Raw genomic sequence first — 21,808 nt, 5'->3', positions numbered from 1 at the left:
CCTCTAACTCCAGCTGTGCGCTGCAATACGCAGTGCACAGTCCTCAACTTAAGCACTCAAGGCAATACACATGAATAATTATATAACAGGTGCAGTATTCGCGCCTTTAGCCATATTGGTCAGCGCTTGTTCCACTCAAGCACCACCGCAACAACAGTTATCTGGCAAATCAGCTATAGAAATAACAGCGATGAGCGAACTTGAAAAGCAAGCTCGAAAAAAATTAGCCACACTTAACCAGATGATGGATACAGCACGCAGCCAAGGCATTGATGTTGCCCGTGAAGAAACGATAGTTTGGTTTGCTGAACAGTTTTTAAAATTTGCCAACTGGGATGAAGCCAACCCACAAGCAGTCGAAAAGCTCTATAGCTATGAGCGTTATTATGCTGCAGACAAAGAAAGGTTGGCGCTAGAACTGCCCGATTTTGAACGTAGAAAAGTTATTCAAATTTTAGATAAAGGTATTGAGGTTTTAGGTCAGGAATTGCGTGGAGAAATAAAACGTCGCCCTGTACGTAAAGTAGATTGGCAAAATGCCAAAGCCTCAGACAATATGTTTGTTAATCCAGACGGAAAGGCGGTATTTCCATACGACTACTTTTCTAAAACTGTTGGTCAACCCCTTACAAATACCGATATATATAACGATCATTTAGGTGCCTTGTACCATGGCGGCGAAAACTTATATCCAGTTGATCATGACCGAGCAATTAATTCATTTTTGCTTAAAGAAGACGGCACTTTTGATCAAGAGCTGATGAAAGAATTAACCGGTATTCCTGATACCAATATTGGTTTTTTGGTTCATTGGTTGATGGGTATTCCTGAATGGGTAGAAGCACAAGAACCTGAGGTACGCAAAGGCCGTTCTCTCTTTACTGGTTTTGACATCGACAATCCACTTGCTCGCGACGTTTGGGGGAAAATTTTGCGAGAAACGGGTCGACTAACTAAAGATAAAAAAGTGATTGAGCTTGGTTTTGTGTTGGCAAATGAGCCACACTGGTTTGCAGAAAAAGGCCATTGGACGCAAAAATATCAAGAGATGAATGAAATATCATCTTATACGCTAAATAAATTCCGCAGTTGGTTGGAAAACAAGTACCAGAATAATATCTCAGCGTTAAATGCGAATTGGCAAACTCAATTTAGCAGCTTTGATCAAGTGCAAATTGAAATCCCTATCGATCCTGCATTGCAAGGTCAACCTATTTGGTTTGATTGGTCGCGTTACAATATGGACCGCAGTACAGAATGGTTTAAGTTTATGCAAGATGAGTTGCATGCAGTAAACCCAGATGCTGACACACATATTAAAATAATGCCACGCATGTTTATGTATAACGAACGTTCTGGAGGCATAGATACTGAAGCATTAAGTGAATTAACCACCATGGTCGGTCATGATGCAAAATCATTTGGTAGCAAAAATATTCGTCCAAACAAATCATCTGAGTGGTTAGAGAAATATCGTTTTGATTGGGGAAGTGTGTCAATGTTCCACGACTTTTTAGAGTCGGTGGCACCTGACAAAATTAACGTAAATTCAGAATCACACTTTTTATCTTCGGGCCAATGGCGTGATCTAGATACGCGTACCAGTTATGTACGTGCGGTTTATTGGTTAGCAACATTGTTGGGTATGGATGCCAACATGGGCTGGTTTTGGGCACGTGACCCAGATGGTTCACCAGAAGATAGATTAGAAGGTGAACTAGACTTTTTTGATCCAGGTTTAGGTGGTGCATATGCAGGCTCAAATAACATGCAGCCGCACGTAACCAATGAAGTTACCCAAGTCATGTATGACTTAAACTCCTTCTCAGATGAAATTATCACGTTGCGCGAACAAAACAGACCGATCCGTTTGTTTTACTCAGAAACTACGGCAATTAATACCAAAGACTATATGACCAAAGGCTACAAGCTTTATGAATCTTTGTTCTTTGAAGGGTTCCCATTGGGCTTTGCTACCAAAAATATTATTGAAAAACAGGATAATAGTAGTTGGGATACCATAGTGGTGTACAACAATTCGCATGTGACGGATGCTGAGTTTTCTGCGCTGCAATCGTACTTAGACCAAGGTGGAACGCTTGTGTTAGATTCACATCGAAGTTTGGCTTTAAACGAATATGGCCAGCCACGCGGGCAAAAACTGCAAGCTAGCAAGGGTAAATTGATTGTATTGAATACATCAAATATTCAAGCGATTAAGCAAGCTGCACTTGCACAAGTTTCGTCAAGTCGAATGCCTGCTATTCAACTAATTGAAGACAATGGTCAGCCATTTAAAACAACCATGTGGCGCGTGCAAGCTCAAGCAGATGGTGGTTATTTGCTCAATATAATTAATGTTGGACATAACACTGCTAACATTAAACTTAAACTTGCGAACGGGCAAAAAATGCAAGTAACAGATTTAATGACCAGTAACACTTTAGGCGCAGAGATATCGGTTGACTCTGAACAAGTGTTGTTATTGGCCGTTAAGCCAATTTAAACTAGCTAACCAGACTCGGTGCCGTATTCGGCTATCGAGTCCGTTCTTCCGACCATTACCTCAACATATTCGCAGCCATTACCAACAATAACAGGGCAAATATTTTTTTAATGGTTGTAACGGGTAAGTAGTGTGTTGCTTTTGCACCATACGGCGCGGTAAACCATGAGGTGCAGACAATGCCAAACAATGCAGGTAAATACACGAAACCCGCAAAGCCATCTTGTATCGAAAAATGGGCGCTGCCAGAACTAATATAACCAATAGATCCAAATAGCGCGATAACAATGCCACAAGCAGAAGCGCAGCCAATGGCTTTTTTCATATCAATTGCGAAAAAGTTTAACAACGGCACCAACAAGGCCCCTCCACCAATGCCAATCATAGCTGATAAACCACCGGTTAGGCTGGTAAATACGGTTAACAATCCTTTATTTGGCATGGTACGGGTTGGTTGATTGGTATTGTTGCCACTGAATATCATTTTTAACGCAATTAATATTACACTGACAAAAAACACCATACGTACCCATTTTTCAGGTAACACGGCGGCGATAAAACCACTAATGAGCGAACCAAGCGCTACACCTGTCATTATCCAAGGTGCCAGTTGCCAAGGCACATTGCCATTTTTATGGTGAGCAATTGCCGAAGAAGTTGAGGTAAATAAAATTGAAGCCAACGAAGTTGCAACCGCGGTTACGATCACCTGGTGGGGTGGAACGCTATTAAAATACAATAATATACTGCTTAGAATTGGTACAATAACCAACCCGCCACCTATACCTAATAATCCAGCTAAAAAACCAACACCTGCGCCTAATATTGCACAATACAAAAACAACAACAGCAGTTCATTCATTTAATTACCTTAACCATTACATTCAAAAACTGACGCTAGCTTAACCTTTTTTAATTGCTCTATCATGAAATAAATTCAACTTAACCGTGAAATATACTAGATTTTATTCATCTAAAAGTCGGGGTATAAATTGCACCACAGATTAAATGGCTACTTGTGATTTTACTTTCACTCGAATTTTGGATGACAGCTGATGAAGAAAAAAGATTTTACTTACATTATTAAGCGTGTTTGTTTTGATGAGCATTATCAACCGTCCGATAATACGCGCATAACCACTAATTTTGCCAACCTAGCTCGTGGTGCTAGTCGACAACAAAATTTACGTAATGCTCTGCGCATGATCAATAACCGCTTTAATGCACTGGCGTCGTGGGACAACCCAACGGCAGATCGCTACTCGGTAGAACTTGAAATTATTCATGTGGATATTGATGTAGTCGGCAATGGGCAAACTTTTCCGACGATAGAGGTGTTAAAAACCAATATTGTTGACCACAAAACTGGCAAGCGTACACAAGGTATAGTCGGTAACAACTTTTCTTCTTATGTACGTGATTATGACTTTAGCGTTGTGCTAATGGAGCACAATAAGCAACAGCAACAATTTAGTGTGCCAGATAATTTTGGTGAGCTGCATGGGAAAATGTTTCAATCATTTATTCAGTCTGCGTCGTACAAGGAAAATTTTTCAAAACCACCGGTTATCTGCTTAAGCGTGTCAGACAATAAAATTTACCATAGAACTGAAAATCAGCATCCAGTGTTAGGGGTTGAATATCAGCCAAATGAATCGTCGTTAACCGAGCTCTATTTCAAGAAAATGGGCTTACAGGTGCGCTATTTTATGCCGCCCAATAGTGTTGCCCCCTTGGCTTTTTACTTCTTAGGCGATTTATTAACGGATTACACCAATCTAGAGTTGATAGGCACAATTAGCACTATGGAAACCTTTCAAAAGATTTACCGCCCAGAAATTTACAATGCCAATGCTGTTGCTGGTCAGTGCTATCAACCAAATTTAAATAACCAAGATCATTCGTTAACTCAGATTGTGTATGACCGCGAGGAACGCAGTCGCTTGGCTATAGAGCAGGGGAAATTTGCTGAAGAACATTTTATTAAGCCTTACCGAAGGTTGTTAGATAGTTGGTCGGCAAATTATGCATTGTAGCCTGACCTAAACAGACAAAATTTTTTACTGATATTACTAGAGTTATTATGAACAAATTAACGAAGCTTTTACCAACAGCCACTGCGGGCAGTTTACCTAAACCGAGTTGGTTGGCTGAACCAGAAAAACTATGGTCTGAATGGAAATTATCCAACCAAGAATTACAGGCGGGCAAGCAGGACGCATTGCGAGTATCTTTGCATGAACAGCAGCAAGCTGGTATTGATATTGTGAGTGATGGTGAACAAACCCGTCAGCATTTTGTAACCACTTTTATTGAGCACCTAACGGGTGTTGATTTTAGTCAACGGCAAACCGTGAAAATTAGAGACCGCTACCAAGCCAGTGTGCCAAGTGTGGTTGGTGCAGTTAGCCGGGATAGGGCGGTTTTTGTTAATGACGCCAAGTTTTTACGCCAACAAACCAAACAACCAATAAAGTGGGCACTGCCAGGCCCGATGACAATGGTTGACACCTTGTATGACAAGCACTATCAAAGCCGCGAAAAACTAGCGTGGGAGTTTGCCAAAATTCTCAATCAAGAAGCTAAAGAACTGGTCGAAGCCGGAGTGGATATTATTCAGTTTGACGAGCCTGCATTTAATGTGTTTTTTAACGAAGTAAATGACTGGGGCATTGCATGTTTAGAAAAAGCAATTGAAGGTCTAAACTGCCAAACTGCTGTACATATTTGTTACGGTTATGGCATTAAAGCCAATACAGATTGGAAAAAAACGTTAGGCTCTGAATGGCGTCAGTATGAAGAGATTTTTCCTAAACTGCAAAAATCCAATATCGATATCGTTTCACTTGAATGTCAAAATTCGCACGTGCCTATGGAGCTAATTGAGTTAATTCGTGGGAAAAAAGTCATGGTTGGGGCAATCGACGTTGCGAGCAAGCAAATAGAAACTCCCGAGCAAGTGGCAAACACATTAAGACAGGCGCTAGAGTTCGTTGATGCAGACAAACTCTATCCTTGCACCAACTGCGGCATGGCGCCATTATCAAGAGAGATTGCACGCGGCAAACTGAACGCGTTAAGTCAAGGTGCTGAAATTGTGCGCAATGAACTAACGGGTAATTTTGCCTAACTTATTTGGATAATCTCTTAACTGAGCTGCGCTCGACAATGCTTGGCATAAATAAATGAGTGCGCTCAACATATGCATCTGGTTGCTCGGTTAGTTTTATTGATAGTTCAACCGCGTAACTGGCCATTTCTTTTATAGGGTAATTAACGGTTGTAAGCTCTGGTGTGCAAATCTCCGCAAAAAACAGATTATCAAATCCGATTACCGATACATCCTCTGGCACCTTGTAACCCCTTTTTATTAACTCTTTACACGCGCCTACCGCAATTAAATCGTTGTAAGCCAAAATTGCGCTAAAGTGTTTGCCGCTGTCCAAAAGCTTATTAACCGACCAGCTCCCGTCTGCAATTTGACCCTGATTAAAAATAATCGAGTCTTGTGGCAAATTCAGTCCTGCATTGGCAAAAGCAATTCGAGCGCCATTTATTCTTTGGGAGGGATCACATTGAGTTTGGGCATACGACAATATTGCTATGTCTTCATGACCGTTGGCAATTAGGTACTCGGCAGCCATTTGACCGCCTTTTACATTGTCTAACCAAACACAGCGATTGGCGATTTGTTCAACAAAACGCCCTAAGATAACCAGACCGTCAATTTTATTGGCTAATTCTATAAGCTGCTCGTCTGTGAATGACATGCTATGCAGGATAATGTTTTTACAACCTTGCGCTTGAAAAGAACGAATTGCTTCAAGTTCTTCGTCGGTGTTTCTAAAAGAATTGGCAATTAAGGTGCGGTATTTGTGCGCACGAGCGGCTATTTCACCACCTGAAGCAATTTGCCCATAAAATGGAGCAGATATACTTGGAGTGATAAAACCGACTAAACTGACTCGATTGGAAGCGAGTGCTTGCGCATTGCTGTTTGGTTGATAGTCCAGTAGCTTTATGGCGTTTTGTACACGCGTTTGCACCTCAGTAGTAAACTTGCCTTTGCCGCTTAATACTCGAGAAACGGTTGAGGTCGAAACTTGCGCATGTTTAGCAACATCTTGCAAAGTTGGCATGATAGCTCTCTAATTTTGTTTTATTGAGGCTATTATAGCGGACTTCATGCTATCGCACCCACACAAATTTGCAACAATTTGCGCAAGCGCTTGTGTTTTGTTATTTGACAATAAAAAATATTAGTCAATTTTTAACCTCTCAATATCAATTAAAACCCTTACAATACAATTGGTTATGATTTTAAATCTTTTGTTTTATTTATTTAAACGTAGTATGTTTAAATAAATGTGTTGTATGTGATGTAAATGTTTTGTATATTTACCGTGAGTTAACGCAAGCGCTTGCGTAAGGGCGCAATCGTTTTGTTGTTAACTTAAGTTGTGTTTCAACTTTGTGGCCTCCAAGGTTCTATGGGTGACGGATATAACACTCATAGAACCTTGTTTATATTTCCACTTTTGACGCAACGCATGGGTGACAAGCACAAATCAATAACTCAGTGGAGTACCACATGAACAACCATTTTAAATATAAAGCGGTTGCAGTGGCCATTATGGCTAATTTTGCATCTACACCTCTTTATGCTGCAGAAGAAAATTCTCAAAACAAAACCGCAGACGAAGAAATAGAAACAATCGAGATAACAGGCTTTAGAGGCAGTATTCAACGCGCACTAAATGCTAAACGTTTTAACAGTGGGGTCAGCGATTCAATTCACGCTGAAGATGTTGGTAAGTCAACCGACCAAAACATTGGTGATGCACTTTCTCGCGTGACTGGTGTAACCGTTCAAGAAGAAGATGGCGAGGGCACTCGAATTTCAGTTCGTGGTGCAGGTGCGGCGTTAAACCAAGTTTCAATGAATGGCGTTGCTTTGACTGGTGGCTTTAGCGGCGGTGCTGATGATGCCAGCGCAGATAACAGTGTTGACTTAAGCTCATTTTCATCTGATATCCTGTCATCAATTGATGTCATGAAAACTTCAGCTGCAGACCAAGACGAAGGGTCTTTGGGTGCAACTGTTGTGTTGCGTACGATTAAGCCCCTCAATTTGAATAAACGACGTTTATCAACCACTATCGAAGGTCGTTATAATGAATTTTCAGGCGAGTGGACGGAAAGATTAGTTGGTAGTTATGCCGACAAATTTTTAAACGATACTTTAGGTGTGGTATTTACCGTTTCGCAAGACACTCAGAAAAATCGTCAAGATCGTATTGAAACAGAGTGGAATGAAAATGCATTGCCGATTATGGATGCAAATGCAGCATCTGGTCGTACCGCAACGTCTTTACAAACGGGTCAGCCAATCACACTGGCAGATGGCGAAGAAATGCACGTGCTGGCACGTAACTTTACCGATTTTCGTTTAAATACCGACAAACGCGAGCGTTTTACTTTATCATCAGGTGTGCAAATTCGTCCAACTGATCGAACCGATATCCAGTTAGATATCTCGCATACCACACAAACCGTTACAACAGACAACCATACCTTGCGCATTAACTTCGCGCCAGAAGATACGTTGAATCCAAACGATCCAACTACCGAGTGGAATGTTGTAGACGAAGAGACAATGACGTTAGAAAAATCACTTCGCCGCGCAGCTGGTTTTATCAATCGTAACCAAGGTGAACGTGAATTAGAAACTAATGTTGTCTCTCTTCGAATTGAGCAGTCTATTACTGATAATCTTGAGATGGAGTTAACGGCAGGTTATTCACGAACGACCGATGAAACTGAGGGTTCACTTGGTTTAAGTGCAACAACTTGGGGTACCACGGGTGGCCCAATTGTCAATAACATGGATGCTGATTTAATCGAGCCTGTTGGCTACGACTGTACCGAAGGTAGTACTGAGCAATGTAGTTTTTATACAGGTACCAAAATGGCGATACAAGACCCATTTGATGGTAGCTGGAAGTTCGCCTCAAGCCGTTTTAATCCGCATGATGTTAACGCAAATCACTTAAGTGGCTTTACCTTCCGCGACAATCACTTAACCGATACTAACAAATCACTATTTTTAGATTTTGATTGGTATTTGGACGGCGACTATCTAACTTCTTTAGAATTCGGTGTGAAATACTCTGAGCGTGAAAAAGACGTATTTACCCAAAGTGAATTTATCGACAGTGGTCAATCCATTATAGATGCGACCGATCCAGGTGCGGATTATTCAAGTACAGGTATGCAGTCTATTAGTATTGCAGACATGATGTCAGGCGAAGCTTTCCCGTATGATGACTTTTTAGCAGACGTTGTTGATGCTCGCAGCAACCAGTTTTTTGCTGGCTGGCCAATGTTAGATGCTTACAAAGCCATTACAGCATTTACCAGTAAAGACCCAAGCTCAATTGGTATTAGTGCAAGCCCACTCGGCACCCGAAATATCCAAACGGATACACAAGTTTTATACGGTAAGTTGAACTTTGAATTATTAGATGGTCAGTTAAAAGGTAATATTGGTTTACGTTACGTTAGAGATGAAAATAGAGCTCAAGGCGTGGGTGGCATAACCTATTATCGTAACCCGCATCTTATTGATGCATACGACTTAATTGTTAATCGAAAACTTGCAGATATTGAAGGTTCACAACCGTGTCCAGAACCAAACTTTGCTGTTGATGATCGATTCCCGACTGTACCTGGTTTCGTATCGGGGGATCCTGACTTCGACACTAAATTCAAAGATTGTTGGGACTGGGCAATTACCCATGCTTATGTCACAGGTAACGCAAACACCTATCCAACCTCTGATACCGACTTGACTGGCGAATGGTTATTTAAAGACGCCAATGGCAACCCAGACTATTCGGTTAACCGTTTAGTTCAATATGACTATGCAACAGGTCAACTTATAACTAATGGTGGTTTGCCCAATGAAGTGTATTTACACGATGGCTCGACGGTAAACAGCAACGCAACATCCAACCGTAACTTTAATACAGCTGCCTTTATGGCACAGTATATAGACCGTTCAACAGCATGGTCAGGGCCGAATGGTGATCAAGACAATACTACGCGTCGTGTCGCACCAGTCGCTGGCTCTAATACCATTAGTTTGTTGTTGCCTAGCTTAAACCTTAACTATGCAATTGACGAAGAAACTGTTTTACGCTTTGCTGTTTCAAAAACCATGGCTCGCCCACAATTCGATTCATTAAACCCTCGTTTAGAAATCACAGAAGACCCTTGGGACAACACCTATGGTCAGTCTGGTAATATCAATCTAAAACCTTTGGAGTCAAATAACTTAGATATTTCTTACGAGTGGTACTTTAACGAATCTAGCATGTTGTCTGCGGCGGTATTCTACAAAGACATGCGCTACTTCGAAGAAACAGTATTGACACCAATGCATTATAAAGACGTACGAACTGAATACAATTTAGACAATGCTGATTTGCTGATGGACTACAACACAGCGCGTGATCCAGGCACTATGGTTGAAGGGGATGTTAAAAACTGTATGCCGAAGCGACAAGTTGCCTACCAAGCGTTTCCATATAATTTAGGCTGTGATACCGCACAAATTGAAGTGTATAAAAATGGTGATGGCTCGGAAATGCGCGGTGTCGAATTGGGATATACGCAGAACTACGACTTTTTACCGGGTATTTGGTCAGGTTTAGGTTTAAGCGTCAATTATACATATCAAGTGTCTGAGCGTGATGCTGAAGAAATTGGCACAACTGGTCAATTCTTAAAGCCATTACCATTGCCGTACACGCCAAAGCATTCTGCTAATACCACTGTATTTTGGGAAAAAGACGGCATTTCGCTTCGTCTTGCCAACAGATACAACAGCGTGCAATTGGTTGACCAAGGCATGATTGGTGGTGCGACTTGGCAAGAGGCAACAAACAGATTGGACTTCAGTTCAAGCTTTAAGCTAACTGAACAAGTTAGCTTAACTTTCCAAGCAACTAACCTAACAGATGATACTCGCCGAGTCTTCTATACGGCGTCTAATACAACACCTGAAGGGGAAGAACGAATTGTACTAGACGAAGGTAACGCGATGGAAGATAGCAGCATTACTACCAACAGAACAAGTGCTCAGTTTAAAACTGGCCGTCAGTTCCGTGTCGGTATTCGTGCAACTTTCTAAGCAGAGTGTAGAACGATTTAGATTGGCCAGTTATGTACTGGCCAAATGTTACAGAATTTTGGAGAAGTAAGATGACAATGAACTTACTAAAAACAAGTATCGTAGCGGCTACAATAACAACTGTTTTAGCTGGTTGCGGTGAAAAAGATAAAGGTTTTGACTTTAATTTTAGTGGCGGCCACCCTGTTACTTTCGATAGTGCGGTGACTAGTGAAAGCACAAACGAAAATAGTGGTGTGTTTGAAATAGATTTACTCGCTGGCGCTATGGTGGATGGTCAACCAATTGACCCTGAAAAATCGACCATTTACATTCGAGAGTTTAACTTCAGTTATGATGAAGATTTTCGTACACCACAAACCAGTAACGATAACTTTGAAAACAATATTGAAGATTCACCATTTAGTTTAAGTGAAGATGGTTTTACTTTATTTGTTGATACTGATGCTTTTAAAGATGTATTGCGTGACTGTGATACCACAGATGTTATGTCAGGTTATGATGACAACGATGAGGTTATTGAGGGAGCGAATGGCAAGCGAGACTTTCCGCAATCTGTTACATACCAAATCCAATATGTAGTTGATAACGGTTACAACTGGCCATTAGATGAAAATGGTGTGGTAACAGGAGAGCCTGAAATTCGCACTATTAACTTAACAATATCAGCTGAGTATGATGAGGTTGTTGGGGTAGAAATTTTTGCAGCAGAAACCCCTGTTGATGGGGTTGTTGTACCAAAAGCCTCTACTATTCCAACATACGCTTGTAATACTGGTTTAAAGTTTGAAAGTTTAGATTCAACAATTGCGCAAGTGTTAGATGAAAACGCTGGCACAGTAAAAGGTATTGACAAGGGCGAAACTCAAATTAAGGTCACCAGTGTTGAAAAGCCGGAATTTAGTGCGCAAGCTGAGTTTAATGTAACACCAGGATTTACCTTGAGCATTTCTAATGGTGATTTGCACAGCTCTGGTGCCCCAACAGGTAAAAAACTGTCTCCAACCTGTATTCATGCGGCGGTAGAAGTTGAACCAGACTTATTTGAAGGCTCGTTGCAAGGTGACTACAGCTACACTTGGTCAAGTACTGATGATACGGTAGCCAAGTTAAATGAAACTGGTACTTTTGGATTTAATGGCATAGCTGCATTTACGACCCCTGATACCAATGTAAATACAGTCGGTAACACAGCAGTTGTTAGTGTTAATGTTGCAAGTGGTTACACAGGCTCAACTAGTATTGATGATGTTGAAAGCAAAAGCATTGAAATTGAGTTAGTTGAAAACTTATGGTGTGAACCAACAGCTTCTGCGCATCCTGACGGTTGGGCATCTGATTTTAATATGGGTGACTATCCATGGGGGCCAAATACTCAAGCGCCAGGTGAAGGTTTAGATGGTGGTGGTGCTGTTAAAATGACGGTTGTCGACGGTGGCGAAGCCGACCCAAGCAACAAAACGACCATTGTTCGCCAAGTCTGGAATAACTTAAGAAACTACCACACAGAGTTACTTGCAAACGCTGGTAGCGCAATTGGTAAAAAGTTTAAGTTTTATGTTTGGGCTAAAGTGAAGCCAGCTGATGCAACTGGCGATGTTAATTCAGGCGCTAAGTTGACCCATAGATTATTGCCTTGGTCATACCAAGATGGCCCTTCAGGCCCAGGTTTTGACAAGCGTTTTGAAGCTCAAGGTATAGTGTCAGCTGAGTTAAAAGCGACAACAGACTGGCAGCTTGTAGAGTTTAAATTCTCTGACTTGCAAGCGGCATGGACAGTGCCTGCAAATTGGACTATTCGCGACCATGTATTCCCATTCTTTGACATCGAAGGCTTGCAGCCTGGTGACGTATTGTTATTAGACGATTATGCAATTGTTGAAGTAACCGAATAACCCCTTTCATAGCAGAGCCACCCTAATCTTGGGTGGCCCAATTTATGCCATTTTTTCCCCTTGTTAAAACATAATTAACACCCAATAGGAGTGCTAATGAAATTTCAATACAATTTAATCCTTTGTGCTTTAGCTAGTGTATTAATCAGCTGTGGTGGCTCGTCAGATTCGCCAAATTTATCATCGTCTGAGCAAGAGCAAGAGCAAGAGCAAGAGCAAGAGCAAGAACAAGAGCAAGAACAGGAACAAGAGCAGGAACAGGAACAAGAACCTGAAATTGATACTCCACAAGCGGGTGAGGATTTATTCCCGACAAGAGAGAATGTCGATAAATCACAATGGCAGCTGGTTGAGAATTTATCGGATGAGTTTAATGATGCCACGATTAATTTAAATAAATGGGACAACGATATTAATGATTGGGGCCCGTGGTCATGGGAGCCTGATAATACATCGATAGACGCGGAAGGTCATTTGCATCTAACCATGCGATATGAGCCTCATACTGATACCCGTTGGGGCACGCGTAATGGTACGAGCGAACTAATATCAAACGATATGTTTTATAAATCAGGCATAGTCCGCGCACGCGAAACCATTACTTATGGTTATTTTGAAGCCCGTATCAAGGGTAATCCAACTTTTCCAGGGGCAAGCCCAGCATTTTGGTTGTATAGCAATGCAGCTGATAGAGATGCGGCAGGCATGAAGCCGACTGAAGCAGAACAGCCATTTTATTCTGAAGTAGACATAGTTGAACTACAGCAACGAGAGTGGAGCAGTATTACAGGTACGGCAAAATGGGATGATGAAAAAGTAATGGATATGAATTTGCATGCTGTGGTACGTGGTGAAAATGGTGAGCAAATTCAAGTTCGACCACACAATGATTTTTCTGATTTGGCACAAAATAAACTATTAGTTGATTTTGATCCAAGAGAAGACTTTCATATTTACGCTGCAGAGATTACCCCAGAAACCATAACTTGGTTTTTAGATGGCAAACAGGTATTTCAAAAACCAAACAAGTATTGGCATTTACCAATGCGGGTTACCTTATCACTTGGGTTGCGTTCGCCACATGTAACTTATGACTGTACTGGTGAATATGAAGGGTTTAATCGTTGTCCAGTTCGCAGCGAAGCGACGGGCGAAGGTTATCCGAATGATATGGAAGTAGATTGGATCCGTTCATATCGTAAAGTGGATTAGATCTGTTACTTTTTTATTTGTATTATCTTTTTAAAGGTGATTTGTTATGTTGTGTTGAATTTAGGTTACAATTTAAAATTGTAACCGACAAACGTGGCTAAACACACTTGACAAAAAATTCATTATCGATCAAAAGCAAATTTGCCATTTCGTCCGGCACTTTTAGCGCATTTTTTATGCGCCAAGGTGTCGGCATATTGGCAATCCCCTACTATCAAATGAGTTTAGCGGTCGATCCTTTCTTATTGGCTGCAGCTATGATGGTGCCACTTATCCTAGCGTCAATGATTGGCCCTTGGGTAGGGCAGCTAAGTGATATATACCTGCAAAAGTTTGGTAATCGTAAAATATTTATATTGCTTGGCGCGTTAATTTCCGCTGTTTTTTATGGTTGCATATGGCAAGTGCCAGTCGACTGGCAAACGAATATGCAGCTTCTCTATTTCGCGGTGGTATATACGGCGTTTTGTATCGCGGCTGAGTTTTTTCTTATTCCGTATACTTGCTTAGTTTATGAAGCGACGGAAGACAGCTGTGAACGTGTGAGTTTGTTTGCACTTAATTCAGTTATTAGTAAAGTCTGTTCGCTATTCCACCAATGGGCGTTCCCGCTCGCCCAACTGTCGATATTTAGCAGCTTATATGTTGGGGTAAAATGGGTCGGATGGTTGATTGCAATTGTTGCAATCGCCATTGCAGGTGTCTTGCCCGCATTGATGTATCAACATAAAACTAACCACACAGCTAAACCTAAGCAAATTCAATCGACAAAATTATTAAGCAATATCCGTCACGTTTTGTCTAACCGAGCGTTTAATCTCTTATTGGTAGTGACATTCGCACAGTTTTTCGGCGTAGTCTATTCGGCAAGCATGGACTACTACCTGATTGTTTATTATATGCAGGGAGGTGATTTAGTTTCTGGTGCTAACTGGAAAGGTGTGCTTTCGACTGCTTACGCATTGTGTGGCTTGATCGCAGTACCTATCATATTGAAAACAAATGCCAAATTTGGCCGCGTGAATTGTTTTTTACTCGTTTACTTAATTACATTTATTGGTGGCTTGAGCAAGTGGTTTATATTTGTGCCAGGGGGACAATACTTACTAGTAATAGACGCTGCGTTAGGCTGTTTTGCGTGGGCTTCTATGGCAATTTTACTTCATTCTTTGATTGCAGATGTAGCGGCTGAGCAAAACGCCCAACATGGCAATCATAATGGTGTCTATGTCTCAATCCACAATATGGTTATGCAGCTTTGTATTAGTTTAGCCATGTTGACCTCTGGTTTATCGCTCAATTTTATTGGTTTTAATGCAGAAATGGGTGCCAATCAAAGCGCAGCATCTATTTTAGATATGCGTATGATTCTTGCGGGTGGCACCATGATTTCGGCATTGTTAGCTGGTAGTGCGTTAATCATGTTTAAGCGCCTAGCAATAACCAAGGTGTAACCTTCAGAGCCTAGCGCTATGTATGGATTGTGTTGATATACATGTATCTTTGTTAACAACAATTTAATTTCATATGGTGCTTTTTATTGACTATATAAACATCATATGTTTATATGTATCTTATAATTGGTAAATTTGTTTGAGCTAAACTATTAGTTTGGTAGGGCTTGAAACTTTTATATGGGCATCAGTGAAGTGACAATACGTTGGTTTACAAAAACATTCATGGTTTTAGTGACTTTTTCGGTCATCTTGACTGCGCGCGCGCATGCCCATTCCCATATTAGTCCTTTTAATCAATTCCATCCGATTAAGGTTGGCGATAGTGTTTGGACCGAGGGTTTTTGGGCTGACAAATTTCACTTGGCTGAAACTGCTGTTGTGCCATCAATGGGGGAAACGTTAAAAAGTGATATTAGTCATGCGTATGCTGACTTAAAAATTGCTGCTGGTTTAATAGATGGAGAACATAAAGGCACAGCTTGGCAAGATGGCGACTTTTACAAATGGATGGAAGCGAATTTATATCTTTATGCGATTAACAAAGACCCAGAAATTCTTACTGAATTAGATGAAATCATTCAAGTTATTGGCAAAGCGCAACAACCGAATGGCTATTTGTCTAGTTTTATTCAAAACAAAGGGAAAGCCCCTTGGACTCGCCGAAATGATCATGAGTTATATAACAGTGGTCACTTAATATCTGCTGGTGTTTTACATAAGCGTATTACTGGAAAAAGTAATTTTTACAATATTGCGGTTAAAAATGCCGATTACTTGTACAAGACTTTTATGCCTACGCCGAAAAAACTGGCTCGCTTTGGCTTTAATCCATCTCACATAATGGCTTTGGTCGAATTGTATCGCCAAAGCAAACAACAAAAATATCTTGAGTTAGCAATCCATTTTGTTGAGCTAAGAGCGCCGGAAAAGAAAGATTGGTTTGGAGACTATGATCCAACTGTGCTCCATATACATCAAGGAGACATGGTACAAGAGCGTACACCTTTGCGTGAAGAACATGATGCGGTAGGGCATGCCGTCTTAGGTATGTATTTATGGGCAGGTGCGGCAGATATATATGCTGAAACAGGTGACAAAAGTTTAATTGAGGCGCTGACGCGAATTTGGGACAGCGCGAATAATCGCAAGATGTTCGTTCATGGCGGAATTGGCCAAATTGACAAAGGTGCTGCGGAAAACTTCGACTTTATACACGAAGGTTTCATCTACGACTACATGATGCCAAATGCGCGTGGTTACGCAGAAACATGTGCAAACATTGCCAATGCGTTATTCAACTACAAATTGATGAGTATTTTGGGCGATTCAAAATTTATTGATAACGCCGAACTGGTTTTATACAACAGTATGTTGTCTGCCGTTAGTTTAGATGGTACTAAATTCTTTTACACCAACCCCTTACGCAAGGTAAACGGCGTGCTGGATTACGATAATCTTTTAAATGAAACGCCTGTGCGTAAAAGGTACTTTAGCAGTTTTTGTTGTCCACCAAATTTAGCCAAAATACTCGCTTATTTATCTACATGGGCATACAGCCTGTCAGAAAATGGCGTAGTGGTTAACTTGTTTGGTGGCAATAAACTCAATACTAAATTGTTAGACGGTAGCGCACTAAAACTTATTCAATCAACCGATTACCCTTGGCAAGGTGACATTCTAATAAAAGTGGATGAAGCAAAAGCTGAACCGTTTGATATGCGCATTCGCATTCCAAGTTGGGCACAGCAACCTTCTATCTTAGTGAATGGCAAACCTGTCGCTAGTCAAGTGCTTGCTGGGCAGTATGCGGTATTAAATAGAAGTTGGAAAAAAGGTGATCTAATTGAAATTAGCTTGCCTATGCAAACTCAACTCATTGAAGGGCATCCTCGCATTGAGGAAGTCCGCAACCATGCTGCGATAAAGCGCGGTCCAATTGTGTATGCGTTGGAAAGTGTCGATCTCCCAAAAGATACAGACATATTAGATGTGTATTTACCAACCAATGCTGATCTAAAAGTTGAAAAAGTAACGAGTTTTTTAGGCGGAGTGAACACCATCAATACGCAAGTGTTTATTCGTACTGACAAAAAGCAAGGTATGTATCGTGCCCTTACCCAACCAGAATTTAAATCGGTTGATACACGATTTGTCCCTTATTTCGCATGGGCTAACAGAGGTGATGAACATAATGAAATGTCGGTATTTTTACCCATTTTGTGGCAATCACCTGCGGCTCATATCCACTAGTTGTTGTTTGACGGAAGCCAAGGATGGTGCCTGTTTTTTTTGAGGTAAACAATGTTATTAAATCACAACAGAAAAATTAAAAAGTTTTTTGCTGCATTAGCTGGGGCGCTCGCACTTACAGCATGTAGCCTTACGGATACATCGTCTGTGAGTAACAAACAAGCTCAAGTTAACTCAGACAAAAAGCAGTCGAATGTGTTGATCATCATGTTTGATGATATGCGTTTTGATACCTTCTCGTACCGAAATGGTCCTGTTAATACGCCGAACATTGATAATTTAGCAGCACAGTCAGTTCGTTTTGATAATGCAATGACGACCACGGGTTTGTGTTCGCCGTCACGCGCGGCATTTTTTACTGGTCGCTGGGGTCACAAAACGGGTTTAGACGACAACTTAGATATTTATCGTACACGTTTATTTGAGCTTAACCCAAACGAAGGTGGTCTGATTCGCCGTGCGAAAGATGCTGGTTTTTATACTGGTTTTGTTGGTAAATGGCATTTAGGCCATCAAGGTGTGGCGTTACGTGGTGCAGATTATATTAGCGATGATCACGAGCATCACGCAAAAAGATTTCAACGTACTTGGGTACCTTATTCAACTGAAAGCGATATTTTAGCCTATAAAGAAGGTAAATTAGGTAAAAATGGTGAAAAGACCTCATATTACCAAACCTTACCTGGCACTTACGAAACTTCGCATACAGCTCACTTAGTTCATCAAGCTGAAGAAATGATGAAACAAGCTAAAAACAGCGGTAAACCATTTTTTGGTGTAGCAAGTTTCCACCAGCCTCATCCACCGTATCGTGTACCTGAACCGTATGCGAGCATGTTTGATCCGAATAAAATTAAGTTGCCACCTAACTTTATGGCATCAAACGAAGGTAAACCGTTGGGGCAAAACCGAGTTTTATGGCCATGGCACGATGTTTCTCACATGACAGAAATGGATTGGCGTAAAGCGCATTCATTTTATTACGGCGCGATTGCTATGGTTGACCGCGTAGTGGGTGAACTTATTCAATCAGCTAAAGAAAACGGTTTATACGAAGATTTAACCATAGTGTTGGTCGGCGACCAAGGGAGCATGCTTGGTGAGCATGGTTTATTTGACAAAATGCCATATGCGTATGATGAATTGATGCGAATTCCATTGTTAATCAAAGCGCCTGGCACTGAGCCTAAAATTGTCACGCGCCAAGTCTCTTTGATCGATGTCGCGCCGACTTTAGGTGAATTATTGAGTTTACCCAATGACGGTGACGTAGACGGTCATAGTTTGTTACCACTGATGGAAAAAGGTGACGTAGCGGAAGCAGGTCAACCTGATACAGCACTATACGCTTATGAGTGGTATAACGGCGCTTGGTATGGGATTAAAGCGTTGCGTACGCCTGAATTTAAATTTGTCTGGAATCCGGGTGAATCGGTAGATGAATTCTACGACCTTAAAAACGACCCGTATGAAATGACTAACTTAATAAAAAGTGAAAAACACAAAGCTCAAATTGCTGAGCACGTGAAAATGTTAGATGCAGAATTAGCTAGGACTGAAGACCCGTCTTTAGAGAAGTTCCGCATTCATTTTCGTGATATTTTGAAGTAAAAACGCAAAGGCGGCCCGATGCCGCCTGTTTTTATCTTTTGGTCTTAACGTAGTATGTAACAATAAGTGATATTAGTATGAGAATAGCATGTGTAAGAACCCATCATGTAAGATGCCAATTAGATACACCATTTGGATTTTCACAATGGTTTTATGACCAACGCAATGTGTTGCTTATTGAGGTCGTAACCGAATGTGGTGTAACTGGTTGGGGTGAGTGTTATGGCCCGGCTGATGTAATCCAAGGGGCTGTCGAGAAGTTTTATGCACCGCGTATTTTGAAGATGCATGCGTTATCTACAGATGCGATTTGGCAGCACATGTGGCGCTCATCACTAGATTTTGCTCGCTCTGGCGTAATGATGTCGGCTATGTCTGGTATTGACATGGCACTATGGGACTTAAAAGGTAAAGCTTTGGGTTTAAGTGTTTCAGAGTTGATGGGTGGACGCAACCGAGACCAAGTTCCGTGTTATGCAACAGGTATGTACTACACTGATTTACCAGAAGAACAATTGCTTGAATCTTTAGTTGAGGAAGGTGTTGGTTACGCCAATCAAGGTTTTGAAGCCATGAAAATTAAAGTGGGCAAAAACGTGCCATTTGATGAGCGGTTTATCAAAGCTTTACGCGAAGCATTGCCTGAAACTGCTTTGATGGCTGATTCAAACCATGCGTTTGATTTACCAGAGGCGATTAGAGTTGGTCGAGTTTTGGAAGAATATAAATACGATTGGTTTGAAGAGCCGTTGGCCCCAGAGCATTTGCACTTATTCAAAAACTTGCACGACAAGTTGGATATTTGTTTGGCAACAGGTGAGTGCGTGCAAACTCGTTTTGCTTACAACGGCTTAATTCAATCTAACTCAGTGCATTTATTGCAACCTGATTTGGCTTATTGTGGTGGCCCATCTGAAGCACTAAAAATTCGTGCTATGGCCTCTGCTAATGGTGTAAATGTTATCCCACACGTTTGGGGCACCCAGCTAAACCTAGCTGCTGCAACACACTTTTTGGCCAGTGCCTATCACGAGCCAGGCAGAGCCGAACCTAAAAAGCTATTATTAGAATATGATCGCACTGAAAATCCATTACGCGATGAAATGTACGATGTCATGGTTAAGGTAGAGCAAGGTAAAGCAAATGTACCAACTGCAGCTGGTTTAGGTGTCGAAATTAATCGCGACGCGTTGAAGAAATTTACTGTTAAACAAACGGAAACTAAGTAATGACGACTGAATTTAAAATGTTAATTAATGGCGAGCTTGTTGGCGCCGAAACGACTTTTCCTGTAGTTAACCCTGCAACTGAAGAAGTCATCGCTCATGTTCCAGATGCTGAACCTAAGCACATTGAGCTTGCTTTAGAATCTGCAGACACAGCGTTTCAATCTTGGTCGAAAATGTCTTTGGCTAAGCGTGAAGCAATCATCTTAAAGTATGTAGATGTTTTAGAAGCGAATAAAAAAGAAATTATCGATATTTTAATCGCTGAGACAGGTAAACCTGCCGACAATGCAGAATACGACTTTGGTATGTTAACCACTTGCTTAAAATTTTTCATTGAAGAAGCCAAGCGTTTAGACCAACCGGTAATTAATGATCCTGATGGACGTTTCCACCACTTTATTTCTCGCCAACCTTTAGGTGTTGTTGTGGGTTATTTGGCATGGAACTTCCCGTTATTAAACGTGGGTTACAAAATTGGCCCATCATTAGCTGCTGGTTGTGCTGCGATTATTAAGCCATCTCAAGTAACACCGTTAGCATCTTTAAAAGTTGCTGAATTAGCGATTGAAGCGGGTGTACCAGCGGGTGTTTTAAACGTAATAAGCAGTAATAACTATGACATTACTGATCCATTATTAACATCAGACAAAACTAAATTATTCACCATGATAGGTTCAACCCGCGCAGGTGTTGGCGCAATGCGCACCGCTTGTACTAATGTTAAACATTTCTCTGTGGAGTTGGGTGGCAACGCACCAGTGATTGTTTATGACGATGCAGATGTTGAAAAAGCAGCTACTGACATTACTAACTTAAAATTTGCTAATACAGGGCAGGTGTGTGTATCACCAAACCGTGTATTTGTGCATAAATCAGTATATGAATCTTTCTTAGCCAAAGCGAAAGATATCGCAGGTGGTATCAAATTAGCACCGGGTTATGCTGAAGGTCATACTATGGGCCCTATGATGAGCCCGAAAGAACGTGAGCGTGTTATCGGATTAATTGAAGACGCCGTTGCCAACGGTGCTCAATTAGAAACTGGTGGCAAGAAGCCGGAGCAAGCCGGTTATTATTTACAACCGACAATTTTGTCTAACGTTAATTTAGATATGAAGATTGTTGCTGATGAAATCTTTGGCCCAGTAATGGCGGTTATTCCGTTTGATGACAGCGACGACATTATCGCATTGGCAAATGATAATGAATATGGCTTGTCTGCTTATGTTTATACCACTAATTTACAACGTGGTATGCAGGCTGCACAGCAAATTGAAGCGGGTAGTGTGTGTATTAATGAAGCGCATTATTCTGTGCAATTACCACACGGCGGTTTGAAACAAAGTGGTGTGGGTAAAGATTGTTCTCGATATAGCTTGCAGGAATATTTAACCCTTAAACGTGTTTCTGTATTGGTTAACGATTAGGTTTTGGCGGGGTGTGCAAATCCCGCA

13 protein-coding genes are annotated in these 21,808 nt (G+C 41.2%); 11 read left to right on the top strand and 2 right to left on the bottom strand.

Features of this window, described 5'->3' with window-relative positions; all coding sequences use genetic code 11:
* Positions 1 to 70: 70 nt before the first annotated feature.
* On the top strand, positions 71 to 2,506 hold the full coding sequence (locus DS2_RS12120; RefSeq protein WP_035015072.1) for an alpha-amylase family protein: 2,436 nt from the start codon (positions 71 to 73) through the stop codon (positions 2,504 to 2,506).
* Positions 2,507 to 2,561: 55 nt separating this feature from the next.
* On the opposite strand, the gene DS2_RS12115 is transcribed toward DS2_RS12120, so the two are convergent.
* A complete protein-coding gene (locus DS2_RS12115; RefSeq protein WP_035015071.1) occupies positions 2,562 to 3,368 on the bottom strand; it encodes a sulfite exporter TauE/SafE family protein in 807 nt (268 codons plus the stop codon).
* Positions 3,369 to 3,561: 193 nt separating this feature from the next.
* On the opposite strand from DS2_RS12115, the gene DS2_RS12110 reads away from it, so the two are divergent.
* A complete protein-coding gene (locus DS2_RS12110; RefSeq protein ID WP_035015069.1) occupies positions 3,562 to 4,542 on the top strand; it encodes a DUF1852 domain-containing protein in 981 nt (326 codons plus the stop codon).
* A 47-nt stretch (positions 4,543 to 4,589) separates the two neighbouring features.
* On the top strand, positions 4,590 to 5,636 hold the full coding sequence (locus DS2_RS12105) for a methionine synthase (protein WP_035015068.1): 1,047 nt from the start codon (positions 4,590 to 4,592) through the stop codon (positions 5,634 to 5,636).
* Position 5,637: 1 nt separating this feature from the next.
* Here DS2_RS12105 and DS2_RS12100 read toward each other — a convergent pair whose 3' ends face one another.
* Positions 5,638 to 6,645 carry a LacI family DNA-binding transcriptional regulator gene (locus DS2_RS12100; protein ID WP_035015067.1) on the bottom strand — a complete coding sequence of 336 codons (1,008 nt, stop codon included), beginning with the start codon at positions 6,643 to 6,645 and terminating at the stop codon, positions 5,638 to 5,640.
* 452 nt (positions 6,646 to 7,097) lie between these two features.
* Here DS2_RS12100 and DS2_RS12095 point away from each other — a divergent pair, with 452 nt between their 5' ends.
* From DS2_RS12095 to DS2_RS12060, 8 genes are all read left to right on the top strand, one after another.
* Positions 7,098 to 10,700 carry a TonB-dependent receptor gene (locus tag DS2_RS12095; protein ID WP_035015066.1) on the top strand — a complete coding sequence of 1,201 codons (3,603 nt, stop codon included), beginning with the start codon at positions 7,098 to 7,100 and terminating at the stop codon, positions 10,698 to 10,700.
* Between the two features lie 71 nt (positions 10,701 to 10,771).
* On the top strand, positions 10,772 to 12,595 hold the full coding sequence (locus tag DS2_RS12090) for a hypothetical protein (RefSeq protein WP_035015065.1): 1,824 nt from the start codon (positions 10,772 to 10,774) through the stop codon (positions 12,593 to 12,595).
* 96 nt (positions 12,596 to 12,691) lie between these two features.
* Entirely contained in the window at positions 12,692 to 13,807 is a 1,116-nt protein-coding gene (locus tag DS2_RS12085; protein WP_051479835.1) for a family 16 glycosylhydrolase, read from the top strand.
* A gap of 107 nt (positions 13,808 to 13,914) precedes the next feature.
* A complete protein-coding gene (locus tag DS2_RS12080; RefSeq protein ID WP_051479834.1) occupies positions 13,915 to 15,261 on the top strand; it encodes an MFS transporter in 1,347 nt (448 codons plus the stop codon).
* Positions 15,262 to 15,486: 225 nt separating this feature from the next.
* Positions 15,487 to 17,514 (top strand): glycoside hydrolase family 127 protein, encoded by a 2,028-nt coding sequence (locus DS2_RS12075; RefSeq protein WP_035015085.1) that lies wholly within the window; start codon positions 15,487 to 15,489, stop codon positions 17,512 to 17,514.
* Positions 17,515 to 17,565: 51 nt separating this feature from the next.
* Positions 17,566 to 19,125, top strand: coding sequence for a sulfatase-like hydrolase/transferase (locus DS2_RS12070; protein WP_035015064.1), 1,560 nt, complete (start codon positions 17,566 to 17,568; stop codon positions 19,123 to 19,125).
* Between the two features lie 77 nt (positions 19,126 to 19,202).
* Positions 19,203 to 20,354, top strand: a complete 1,152-nt coding sequence (locus tag DS2_RS12065; RefSeq protein WP_035015062.1) for a mandelate racemase/muconate lactonizing enzyme family protein — start codon at positions 19,203 to 19,205, stop codon at positions 20,352 to 20,354.
* On the top strand, positions 20,354 to 21,781 hold the full coding sequence (locus tag DS2_RS12060) for an aldehyde dehydrogenase family protein (protein ID WP_035015061.1): 1,428 nt from the start codon (positions 20,354 to 20,356) through the stop codon (positions 21,779 to 21,781). The genes DS2_RS12065 and DS2_RS12060 overlap by 1 nt, the downstream gene beginning before the upstream one ends.
* Positions 21,782 to 21,808 lie beyond the last annotated feature (27 nt).

It is taken from the genome of Catenovulum agarivorans DS-2 (assembly GCF_000568405.1).
GTDB lineage: Bacteria > Pseudomonadota > Gammaproteobacteria > Enterobacterales > Alteromonadaceae > Catenovulum > Catenovulum agarivorans_A.
Note: the sequence above shows the minus strand (reverse complement) of the source record. Positions and strands in the feature narration are given on the sequence as shown.

What these genes read in the sequence shown, in the direction of transcription:
- DS2_RS12090 (WP_035015065.1), top strand. Translation starts at nt 10,772, where the DNA reads ATGACAATGAACTTACTAAAAACAAGTATCGTAGCGGCTACAATAACA.
- DS2_RS12060 (WP_035015061.1), top strand. Translation starts at nt 20,354, where the DNA reads ATGACGACTGAATTTAAAATGTTAATTAATGGCGAGCTTGTTGGCGCC.
- DS2_RS12095 (WP_035015066.1), top strand. Translation starts at nt 7,098, where the DNA reads ATGAACAACCATTTTAAATATAAAGCGGTTGCAGTGGCCATTATGGCT.
- DS2_RS12070 (WP_035015064.1), top strand. Translation starts at nt 17,566, where the DNA reads ATGTTATTAAATCACAACAGAAAAATTAAAAAGTTTTTTGCTGCATTA.
- DS2_RS12075 (WP_035015085.1), top strand. Translation starts at nt 15,487, where the DNA reads ATGGTTTTAGTGACTTTTTCGGTCATCTTGACTGCGCGCGCGCATGCC.
- DS2_RS12110 (WP_035015069.1), top strand. Translation starts at nt 3,562, where the DNA reads ATGAAGAAAAAAGATTTTACTTACATTATTAAGCGTGTTTGTTTTGAT.
- DS2_RS12105 (WP_035015068.1), top strand. Translation starts at nt 4,590, where the DNA reads ATGAACAAATTAACGAAGCTTTTACCAACAGCCACTGCGGGCAGTTTA.
- DS2_RS12120 (WP_035015072.1), top strand. Translation starts at nt 71, where the DNA reads ATGAATAATTATATAACAGGTGCAGTATTCGCGCCTTTAGCCATATTG.
- DS2_RS12115 (WP_035015071.1), bottom strand. Translation starts at nt 3,368, where the DNA reads ATGAATGAACTGCTGTTGTTGTTTTTGTATTGTGCAATATTAGGCGCA.
- DS2_RS12100 (WP_035015067.1), bottom strand. Translation starts at nt 6,645, where the DNA reads ATGCCAACTTTGCAAGATGTTGCTAAACATGCGCAAGTTTCGACCTCA.
- DS2_RS12065 (WP_035015062.1), top strand. Translation starts at nt 19,203, where the DNA reads ATGAGAATAGCATGTGTAAGAACCCATCATGTAAGATGCCAATTAGAT.
- DS2_RS12085 (WP_051479835.1), top strand. Translation starts at nt 12,692, where the DNA reads ATGAAATTTCAATACAATTTAATCCTTTGTGCTTTAGCTAGTGTATTA.